General features: G+C 55.1%; 9 protein-coding genes and 1 tRNA gene. 1 reads left to right on the forward strand and 9 read right to left on the reverse strand.

Features of this window, described 5'->3' with window-relative positions; genetic code table 11:
- Positions 1–131 precede the first annotated feature (131 nt).
- The 9 genes from KK078_RS29840 to KK078_RS29880 form a co-directional block, all read right to left on the reverse strand.
- Complete coding sequence (locus KK078_RS29840; protein ID WP_254094606.1) at positions 132–1,130, reverse strand: hypothetical protein; 999 nt, start codon at positions 1,128–1,130, stop codon at positions 132–134.
- A gap of 60 nt (positions 1,131–1,190) precedes the next feature.
- Positions 1,191–1,706, reverse strand: a complete 516-nt coding sequence (gene msrB, locus KK078_RS29845; RefSeq protein ID WP_254094608.1) for a peptide-methionine (R)-S-oxide reductase MsrB — start codon at positions 1,704–1,706, stop codon at positions 1,191–1,193.
- 10 nt (positions 1,707–1,716) lie between these two features.
- Complete coding sequence (locus tag KK078_RS29850) at positions 1,717–2,169, reverse strand: thioredoxin family protein (RefSeq protein WP_254094610.1); 453 nt, start codon at positions 2,167–2,169, stop codon at positions 1,717–1,719.
- Positions 2,170–2,179: 10 nt separating this feature from the next.
- Positions 2,180–2,752, reverse strand: a complete 573-nt coding sequence (locus KK078_RS29855; protein WP_254094612.1) for a peroxiredoxin — start codon at positions 2,750–2,752, stop codon at positions 2,180–2,182.
- 268 nt (positions 2,753–3,020) lie between these two features.
- Positions 3,021–3,722: a zinc metalloprotease gene (locus KK078_RS29860; RefSeq protein ID WP_254094614.1), complete on the reverse strand. Its 702-nt coding sequence runs from the start codon at positions 3,720–3,722 to the stop codon at positions 3,021–3,023.
- A 525-nt stretch (positions 3,723–4,247) separates the two neighbouring features.
- Positions 4,248–4,337 (reverse strand) — tRNA-Ser (locus KK078_RS29865).
- Between the two features lie 70 nt (positions 4,338–4,407).
- Positions 4,408–5,607, reverse strand: coding sequence for an acetate/propionate family kinase (locus KK078_RS29870; protein ID WP_254094616.1), 1,200 nt, complete (start codon positions 5,605–5,607; stop codon positions 4,408–4,410).
- A gap of 27 nt (positions 5,608–5,634) precedes the next feature.
- Positions 5,635–7,743 (reverse strand): phosphate acetyltransferase, encoded by a 2,109-nt coding sequence (pta, locus tag KK078_RS29875; protein WP_254094618.1) that lies wholly within the window; start codon positions 7,741–7,743, stop codon positions 5,635–5,637.
- A 99-nt stretch (positions 7,744–7,842) separates the two neighbouring features.
- A complete protein-coding gene (locus tag KK078_RS29880) occupies positions 7,843–8,832 on the reverse strand; it encodes a helix-turn-helix domain-containing protein (protein WP_254094620.1) in 990 nt (329 codons plus the stop codon).
- Between the two features lie 616 nt (positions 8,833–9,448).
- Here KK078_RS29880 and KK078_RS29885 point away from each other — a divergent pair.
- The coding region (locus KK078_RS29885; RefSeq protein ID WP_254094622.1) for a hypothetical protein at positions 9,449–10,476 on the forward strand (1,028 nt) is incomplete at its 3' end.

Here is a 10,476-nt window from a genome sequence, read left to right on the forward strand (position 1 = left end):
TCTTTTTTTTATTCTTGTTGTCTCGGATAATCTTATTCGTTTCTTTTCTTATGATTTTTTTGGTTTGTTTTTTCCCCCCGCCCCGCCCCCGCCCCCCCCCCCCCCCCCCCCTTTTCCAGCAGAGGTGACTATCAGAAGGGCAGCAGTGAGATCCTGAGCTCACCATAGGGCACGGGCTTATTTGTATTCTCGATGAACGCATCGCTGTAATCACTCCCCTTCGAAAACGTGGTGGCCGAGGCGATGGTGTTGATACCGCCGCTGATCCCCAAAATCACGTACCGGCCGAAGAGATATTCAAATCCCGGCCCGCTCTTAAACTCAATGGTATTGTAGCTGATACGTTCGGGCAGCGATGGGTTCCGGGGCTCATAGAAGGAAGTGAAGGTGTTGACTGTGCTTCCAATGTATACCCAGGCATTTTTTGACAAGGGCTGCTTCAACATCACACCCTGGGGCAGGTCTACGATCAGGTGGAGTCCGCTGTTGGACAGTCGCCGGTAATAGTTCACGATCGGCAATACCGGAAACGGCGCAGAAGGATCGATTTGTACCAATGCGCCCAACGAAAGCGAAACGTCGGCCGTCCGTACCAATGGGAAGGCTATGCTGCCATTGAAATTGAACCGTTTTATACGTTGCAGATCATCCGAGATCGCCGTGAATACGGCAGAATATACCACGGGGGTATGAAAAATGGCATCGGTCCTTGAAAAGTTCAGCGATAGGCCAAGCGTGCTTTTAGAAAAGTTGTCGTTGCTCAGTAACGTTCCCGGCAGCTCGTTATCCACGTCGCGGACGTTAAAGAACTGTTGATTGTGATACAGGGTCGCGCTGATCACGTTGCCGTTCCACTGTGTTACCGGTATCGTGAAAAAAGAGCTTATCCGTGCATTCCGGCTTTTGCCGCCGGTGAAGGCTTTTTCGTTTACGTCGGAATCAAAACGTCCTGAACCGAAGATAGTAGCCGTTACCGATGCCTGGCGAAGGGACGGGTAGCGAATGGCCTGTTCCTGGGCATCGCCGCGCAGCGTGTCGGCGGGGTGAAGGCTCGACATGTTGAACATGTTCTGTGCATAGCCGCCGGTGGTGCCTGCGAGCATCACGGCTAGTATAATTTTACATTTCATAGAAGATAATAATGATGATTGACCCGGTGCGCCCGGGAAGGAAAATGTTGCGCTTCAGCCTCAATGCTTTTTGGCATCCGGTTCAAAGTCCAGGGAAATGGAATTCATACAAAACCGCTTATGTGTGGGCGCCGGTCCGTCATCAAAGATGTGGCCGAGATGGGAATCGCAGCGCCCGCACAGTACCTCGGTTCGCTGCATCCCATGTGAATCATCGGCTTGATAGCGAACGGCTGTTGCCCGACCGGGTTCATAGAAGCTGGGCCAGCCACAGCTACTGGCAAACTTGGCATCGGACCGGAATAATACATTGCCGCAGACCGCACAATAGTAGGTGCCTCTCGTAGTGCTTTTCCAATATTTTCCGGTAAATGGGCGCTCCGTATCTTTTTCTCTTGCAACGGCATACAGATCGGCCGGGAGTATTGCTCTCCACTCCGTATTGCTTACCTGCAAGACGGTCGTATCCGTATTGGAATACCACGGATTATGGTCGTGGCCGCGGGTCGATCTTTCGTTTTGGGCAAAGCCGCCAGCCGCGACCAGCAGCAGGATGGCTGTATACAGCATACTCATTTTCATGGCGTTAATTTGTCTTTGCTTCCTGTGCAAATTCCATCAATCCCTTACCATCGACATATCCCGTGTGCGTGGCGAGCACCTTACCGTTTTCATCGAGGATTAGCAGGGTAGGCAGGCCGTCGATCTGCCAGCCTTTCGCGAGGGTGACTCCTTCGCCCTTTTCGACATCCATACTGTAGTTGATAAAATGCGTATTAAAATATGCCGCGGCTTCGGGGTCCTTAAAGGTGGTCTTCTTCAATTGCCGGCAAGGTCCACACCACGTTGCAAAGGCGTCTACGAATATCAGTTTATGGGTGAGCTTCGCAGCCGCCAGCACCTGCTCATACTGCTGGGTGGTGAACTTGATTTCCGGCGCTACGGCTTGTTGTTGTGCGACGGCTTGAATAGAGCAGAGCATAAAAACGAGCATCACGAAAAATGCCGGCAGGCGATTGTTGAATAATGGGTTCTTCATTTGCTGAATGTTACTTTCCGTTCAGGTACGTCAGAACTTGTTTGGAGTGTTCATCACCTTTCATAAAATCCCGGAAGCTATAGGCTATGGTACCGTCCAGCCCCACAACAAAAGTTTCACGACCACTTACTTTCACATCGTTACCGAAGCTTTGTTCTCTTACCTGAAACAAGTTCAGTACTTTGTTATCCGGATCGCTCAATAGTGTGAAGGGCAGATGCTCTTTGTCGGCAAAGGCTTTGTGGCTGGCCACTGTGCCATTGTTGATGCCGATCACCCGTGCATTGGCATCCGTAAACTGCGTGTAGGCATCACGGAATGCACAGACCTGCTGGGTACAGACCGGGCTTTCGTCTTTGGGATAAAAGAAAATAACCAGTTTCTTTTTGCCCACGTACTGGCTGAGCTTGAACGGTCGGCCATGCTGATCCATCAGCGTAAAGTCCGGTACCTTGTCGCCCGGTTTCAATGTTGTCGTCTCAGCGGGAGCATCCTGTGCTGCCGCCGGATGGATGGTAAGGCCAAGGAAAATGCTGACGGCGATCATACCGATCCATGACCCTTTCTGGAAGATTGTTTTCATAAGATTTTAAAGTGACGATTGATTTATGGCCCTAAAGGTCAGTGGAATCAATGGGCGGAATTTTAACTTAAGTTAAAAGCCGGTAGATTTTTGTGATGGAATTTGGGGGGTATAGACTTGTGCCAGTAACGTTCGGTCACCCGTAAAAAGGTGCCTGCAAAAGATTTATTGTCTATGGAATTCGGCGCGTTGTGCGTAAAAGTTTGAGGTTAACGATTAATAGCTATACAGCAAGCATCTAGCTCCGCGCCAGCGCTGATTATACATGTTACCGGACAAACACCCGCACCACGGCGATGGTTAGAAAGTAGGCCGCCACACCCGCCGTAAGAAGGCCGAGCAGGCAGTCGATAACATACATGATGTTTTGCTGCCAGGAAAAAAAGGAGAATATAAACATGGGGATCTTCCACAATGCCAGCCACATAAAAACGATCATGGCCACCATCATCACGATGCGCCCGGCGCCGGTCACTTCCCCATCGGCTGATGAGAGCAATTGGGACACCAGGGGGCCGATGTTGATGACAAGGAAAACAGCAAGCAGTATCAGGAAGGCAATCATTACGGCACTATTTCCTTGCAGGATCTGCTGTGTTTGAGCGGCAAACGCTTCATGGCTGACCTGGCTTGTAAACATGGCGCGTACTCCATCGATCATATAATTAAACAATGCGTCCATCGGGGGCACGGCAGATGTCGTGATGCCGATGATGTAGGTAGTCAAAAAAAGTACGGCAATAGTGGCCGGGGAAGCCAGTAGAAAGACGATCCTTAAATAGCCTGGTTTGTTAAAGAGCGCATACGGCTGGTCTTCAGGGGCAATCTGGCTGCGTTCCTCCGCGTTGGCAGCCATGCCCAGGGGTTTAACATAACTGCCTAACGGGAGCCACCCCAGGCTAAAATCGATTCCCGCGACTTTGGAGCGGTGAATACTGAAGCCTGATGAAAAGAAAACCGAAAACTCCATGATCCTGATGTTGTAAAGCCGGCATAGCACACAATATAAAACGTTGCTGCCATAGATAGCGGTTATGGCCAGCGCGCCAAGTATAAAAGCGTTATAATTGAAGTTCATGCGGCGTTACGTATCTCGATAGCACAATTATATCAAAAACCGTCCACGGTTGCGGGGGTATGTAAGTTTAACGCAACGGCTGAAGTTTTTAAACGTGAGGGTACTACGCCGGCGCCTTTAACGTGGTAGATTACACTGGGTGTTGCTGGGTAACGGTGACAACGATAGCCGGACGGTCACGACCATACCGCTGTGCAATGGATTCTCGGAACTCACATCGCTTAGAGAGAATCTGCGGAGAGACAGGGATTACTTACGTGATCCCGTTTTGGGGGTGGGCTTCAATCCCATAAACGCCCCCGTTCGCTGTCGCTCACTCCATTTTTGTTTTAACGAAATCTCGCTCGAGTGAGGCACTCGGACTCGACTTCGTTAAAACAAAAATGCCCTCCTTCGTCGGGCGGGCATTTATGGGATTGGCGGAGAGGGAGGGATTCGAACCCTCGATACCCGTGAAGGTATAACGGTTTTCGAGACCGCCCCGTTCAACCGCTCTGGCACCTCTCCGGGTGATTACGGGGCTGCAAAGATAATAACTCCCGGCAGATGCCATCGCTCGGGCTTCAAAAAATCTCTGCTACGTACCCGGCAACCGGTAGCATTGTTGCGCAATTTCCAGTTCCTCATTCGTCGGGACCACGAGGATGGCCACGCGGGAGTCGGCCGATTGGATTGCCCGCAGGCCGGGTGTGGCCGTCCGGTTCTTTTCCAGGTCCAGGCGGATGCCCAGGTAGTCCAGATCCTGACAAATGCTTTCGCGGATGTCGACGTCGTTTTCGCCGACGCCGGCCGTAAAAATAATGGCGTCCAGGCCGTTCAGGACGGCGGTGTAGGCTCCGATGTATTTGCGCACCCGGTAGGCGTAGAGGTCGCAGGCAAGGGTGGCCTGGGCGTCGCTGGCGCGGACGGCTTTGCGGATGTCGCGCATGTCGTTCGTGCCCGTCAGGCCCAGGAGGCCGGATTGCTTATTTAATAACGCGCTGATCTCGGCTTCGGTCTTGCCTTCGCTCTCCATCAGGTGGAAGACCACCGACGGGTCGATGTCGCCCGAGCGGGTGCCCATGATCAGGCCCGCCAGCGGGCCAAAGCCCATGCTCGTGTCGATCGAGCGGCCACTGTCTACCGCGGCCATGCTGCAGCCGTTGCCCAGGTGGATGCTGATCAGTTTGGCGTCGGGCTTTTGCAGCCAGACCATGGCCTTCTGTGTGACGTATTTGTGGCTGGTGCCGTGAAAGCCGTATACGCGGATGCGCTTCTCCCGGTAATACGATTCCGGCAAGGCATAACGATAGGCCTGGGGGGGCATCGTCTGGTGAAAGGCCGTATCGAACACCGCTACCTGGCGCGCGTGCGGAAAGGTCTTTTCCGCTACCTCGATGCAGGTATAGTTCGCGGGGTTGTGCAGCGGCGCCAGCGAGAACAATGTGCGGATGGTTTCTTTTACCGCAGGGGTGATGATCGTCGGGTCCGCGAATTGCTCGCCGCCGTGCACGACCCGGTGGCCCACCACCGCAATATCGTCGGGACTGCTGATGACGCCGGTGCCCGGTGTGGCCAGGATCGCGAGCACTTCGTGAAGGCTGGCGTAGTGATCGGGTAGCCCTCCCGTGCGCTCGGTCACTTTTTCGGCGTCGCCTTCCCATTGTTTGTGGCGGATAAAGGCGTCCGCTTGGCCGATGCGCTCTACCAGGCCGGTGCAGACCGGCTTTTCGTCGGGCATCCGGAAGAGCTGATATTTCAGCGAGCTGCTGCCCGCGTTGATGACAAGGATATTCATGCTGTGAAGTAACAAAAAAGATCGGGGTTATGCGGCAGGCGTGGCGTTGTCCTGGCACTGAATGGCGGTGATCACGACCGTGTTGAAGATGTCGTCTACGGTACAGCCACGGCTCAGATCGTTGATGGGCTTGTTCAGCCCCTGCAGCATCGGGCCGATGGCCAGGGCTCCCGTCTCCCGTTGTACGGCTTTGTAGGTGTTGTTGCCGGTGTTCAGGTCCGGGAAGATCAGCACGCTGGCCCGGCCCGCCACTTCCGAGCCGGGCATCTTCTGCCGCCCGACCAGGGGGTCTACCGCCGCGTCGTATTGAATGGGCCCTTCGATCTTCAGGTCGGGGCGTTTCTGGCGCACCAGCCGGGTAGCCTCGCGCACGCGTTCTACGTCTTCGCCTTCGCCCGAGCTGCCCGAGGAGTACGACAGCATGGCGATGCGCGGCTCGATGCCAAAGCGGGCGCTGCTCCCGGCCGACGAGATGGCAATCTCCGCCAGCTGCTCGGCCGTGGGGTTGGGATTTACGGCACAGTCGCCGAAGACCGACACCCGCTCGGGCAAGCACATAAAGAATACCGACGAAACGATCGATACGCCGGGCCTGGTCTTGATGAACTGCAGCGCCGGACGGATGGTGTGCTGCGTGGTATGCACCGCACCGGATACCATGCCGTCGGCATCGCCTTTATAGACCATCATCGTACCGAAGTAGGATACATCGGTCATGAGGTCGCGTGCCATCTCCATGTTGACGTTCTTGTTCTTGCGCAGCTCGTACAACGTTTCCACGTAGGGGGTATAGTACGGCGAGTTTACCGGATCAATGATGCGTATGGCGGCCGGGTCGAGGTCCAGCCCCAGGCGGCGGATGGACGCCGTGATCTCGGCGGGGTCGCCCAGCAGCGTGAGGTCTACCACGCCCTGTTTGATGAGGCGCGCGGCGGCTTTCAGAATACGGTCTTCGTTACCTTCGGGCAGCACAATGTGCTTCTTCTGGCTCTTGGCCGACCGCACCAGCTGGTACTGGAACATGTGCGGCGTAATGCCTTCGGGCTCGAACGTATAGAGCTTGTCGTCCAGTGCTTTCCAATCCACGTATTTTTCAAACGTGTCGATGGCCAGCGCGATCTTCTGCTTGTTGTCGACCGTAATGCGCGAGTGGATGTTGCCGATGATGGTGGTCGTCTCAAAAGTACCCTTCTGCACCGCGATGATCGGCACGACGGTTTGGAGCCCCTGCAGCAGGCGGATGACGGGTTCGTCCGGCTCGATGCCGGCGGTCAGCACGATGCCCGCTACCTTGGGGTAGGTAGAGGAGAGGTTGGCCTGCAGGGCGCCGATCACTATGTCGCCGCGGTCGCCCGGGGTAACGATCAGCACGTTGTCCTTGATGTGGCTCAGGAAGCCGGGCAGCATCATGGCGCCGGTCACATAGTTGTCGGCCTGGTTGGACAGCAGTTCTTCGCCAAAGAGCACGCGGGCGTCGAGGGCGTCTTTGATCTCGCGCAGCGTAGGGCTTTGCAGGCTCTTTTCCCACGGGATAACCGCCAGCATCATGTCGGCGGGCAGTTGCAGGCGCAGCAGCTCGCGCACGTCGTCTACCTGTGCCGGTTGTACGCGGTTCACCACCATGCCGATGACCTGGAGCTCGCGGCTTTCAAAGTTGCGCAGCACGTTCAGCGCGGCCGTTACCACCTGGGCCGTGGTACGCCGCTCGCCGCTCACCACGATCAGCACCGGCGCGCCCAGGTTCTTGGCCACCGATACGTTGATCTCAAACTCAAAGGCCAGGCCTTCGCCCAGGAAGTCGGTGCCTTCAATGACGGTAAAGTCATAGGCTTCTTCCAGCTTCTTGTATTTGGTGATGATGGTGTTGATGATCTCACCCATGTCTTCCGACTCCAGGCGGCGCAGCACCTCCTGTCCGCTGAAAGCGTATGTGTCGGCATATTCGATCGGCAGCGAAAAGTGGTGGAGGATCGTCTCGATGTGGATCTCTTTTTGATCGGGCGCCGTCTGGCGGATGATCGGCTTGAAGTAGCCGATTTTGCTGGTGCGGGCCAGCAGCATGTTGATGAGGCCCAGGGCGATCACCGATTTGCCCGTATACGGTTCGGCGGAAGCAATGAAGATGGTCTTATTCATACGGCGATTATGGCGTTAAAACGCTCCAAGGTAGGAAATTACTGGAAATGCGTTTTTTGACTTCCGTCACCGCGCCACCTGACCTTTGTCGTACTTCCGCTACAACTGGCTGATCTCGCTGCACAAGGTGGGCGGGTGGCCGAAGTGCCGCCGGAAGGCATCCGAAAAATTGGGCGCATGGCGGTATCCCACGGCGGCGGCTACGCGGGCCACCGACATCTTTTTTTCTTTCAATAGCGTCAACGCCCGCAGCATACGCTCCTCGCGCAAAAAGGTGCCCACCGTGGTGTGGTATACCGCATGAAATCCTCGCTTCAGCTTACGCTCATTCAACCCCGCGACACGGGCCAGCACGCGCACCGAAATGTTTTCGTCGAGATGATCGAAGATGTAGGCACGGGCGGCATGCACCTTTTCCAGGTCGGAAGGCTGCAGGTCCGGCGGTGCGGCGGGGAGTGTCGCAAACAACGGCATCACTGCATGGCGCAGGACATGGAGCAACGCGACCTGGCGCATGATCTTCGTATTATAGAGCGACGTGCGTCGGAACAGGTTCAGCGACGCATAGATCAACGCCTGCGAAGCAGGGCGCGCCTGGTGAAAGAGGGCCGACGATTCGTGGTGCGCGGCTTGTTCGAGAAAGTGCGAATACAGCGGATGAAGCCCCGCCCACTGCTGCAGGGCCGACGGCCGGAAGTGTACGGCCAGCAGCACATACTGCCGGCCTTTCTCCAAGATAAAATCCTGCTGCAACGATGGCTGATACAGCAGGTTGTAATGAAAGCGGGCGGTATGGGCCACCTGCTGGCCCGTTCCGTATTGCAGGTCGCCTTTCAGCACGATGTATAACATCAGCAGCGGCTCGGAGGACGTTACCTGCACGCGCACACGGTCCTTGGCGCGGATCACGATGTTGACCACGCTGGCGGCGTCTACCTGTACCTCGCGCACGCGTGCGTAGCAAAGCGGACCTGAATATTTTAATACCAGCGTGCTGTCGGGATGAATCTTTTCCGAAAGACCGATCTCACCGTGCGCATACTCTGTTACTTTTATCTTGTCAGTATAAGAATCTTCCGGTTGACTCATAGTTTTCCTGGTAACGTTTGGAACGACGTTAAAACGGTGGAATTATCAAGTGCGCTACTGTGGGTGAAGCAGTAGCAGGAACATCATTCGTATAACTCGTATGGAGAATGTATGTGTACGATCGCGAAGGATAACGAGGCCCAGTGAAGTGCCCGGGATAGTTGCGTTAAATATATAGTAAAAACCGGTTGTATGGTAACAATAGTATAACATCACAACAAAAAAATGCGAAAAACATACAGGTTTTACGTTTGTGTTAATTGCATATTATATCATAGCCGAAATAGTCCGTCTGACGAATGTGGAATATACCGTAAACGTAAATGCCGGCGGCTTAGCCTTGCGGCACCGGGGCACCGGCCACGATTCTGGATCACGACATTCACGCCCGCCGACGGAGGGCGCCCGGTAACATGCGTTATTCCACCGAAATCATACGTTTGAAAAAGACAGTGCGCCGCCCCGTAACAATAACTTAACACACGCTGAATAAAAAACGCGCATTGGTCCTCGTATCTTGCCGGCTGGAAGGAAACCATTAACCATCTACCCTGTAAGGATTTCCCGCAACGGAGCCCCATGCGTTGCCGGATCCGCCCAGTAAAACCACCTAGCCGTGTTTAAATTTTTGGAGTTTAATTCCATACGGAGCCGTATGGTTTCGGGTTTTTTATTCTTGACGGTGCTCATCCTCATCCTGGCCATCGTTTCCCTCTACATACTCGACCGCGCCAACAAGATCGCGCTGATCCACAGCCGCATCAGTCAGCTGCAGGTATTTACGCTTACGCTGATCAAATCCGACAACGACTTTTTCGACCTCGACGTCTACAACATAAGCTACTTCAAGACCCGCTCCAGCACGGCGCTTGAGCTACGCGACAGCATGAACAAGCGCATCCAGGCGGAGATCCGCGCGGTGCGTCAGCAGACCCGGGGCAAAGGCTACCAGGTAGACATCAACCTCGATGCGATCGACAGCACGCTTTCCGTGTACAACGACAAGTTTGTGGCCCTGGAAGAATTGGTATATCGCAAGGGTTTTAAGGACGACGGCCTGGAAGGGAGAATGCGCTGGCATGCGCACAAGCTGGAAGAAGAATCCGCCGGCCCGAGCCTGGTCAACGTGTTGTTCCTGCGTCGCCATGAAAAGGATTTCTTCCTGCGGCACGATACGGTATACCGCAATACCTTTAACCACGCGGCCATCAAGGTCATGCACGACATGGCGCGGTTTCACAGCGACAGCACGGAGGCGCGCACGCACATGCTGGAATACCAGCGGCTCTTCAACGAGCTGGTCAACATTCAGCAGCAGATCGGCCTGAGCAGCAAAGACGGCTTGCGCCGCGAGCTGAACGAGCTGACGTCGGCCCTGAGCAACCAGTACTTCCTGTTGTCCGAGTACTCGCTGCGGCAGTCGGTGCAGGCCCAGCAGAATGCGCGGCTGTTCTACATCGCCATGCTGACCGGGGCGGTGTTTTTCTCGCTCGTATCGGGGTTGTGGATCTCGCGTCGTTTGTCGGAGCCGATCGCGCGCCTGTCGTCGCAGGTGCGGATTTCGAACCAGCCTAAAAAGCGGGGTCCGCTGGCCTACAACGTACACCCCCCCGCCACCGAGGTCCAAGCGCGTACCGCGGCCTT

The sequence above is a fragment of the Dawidia soli genome, assembly GCF_018598185.1.
Taxonomy (GTDB): domain Bacteria; phylum Bacteroidota; class Bacteroidia; order Cytophagales; family Cyclobacteriaceae; genus Ohtaekwangia; species Ohtaekwangia soli.